This is a genomic window from Leptotrichia sp. oral taxon 215 str. W9775 (assembly GCF_000469505.1).
Lineage (GTDB): Bacteria > Fusobacteriota > Fusobacteriia > Fusobacteriales > Leptotrichiaceae > Leptotrichia_A.
Window position 1 is genome coordinate 1 of sequence record NZ_KI272831.1, and the last position, 220, is coordinate 220.

The following is a 220-nucleotide window of genomic DNA, read 5'->3' on the forward strand; positions in this document are numbered from 1 at the left end:
AATAGAATTTAAGCTTTCAAGAAGAGGAAGCCAGTAATAATAGAAAATGCAAAAAAAATATGAAAGTGAGAGACAGTTATGAATAACAATTTGAAAAGAATTGAAAAAGAGTTAAGATCATTTGTAAAGAGATGTAAGGATATAAAATACAATACTGCATTGTTATTTTCGTTTCTAGTAACAGGGTCATTATCTCTTTCAGCTAATGGGAAAGATGATG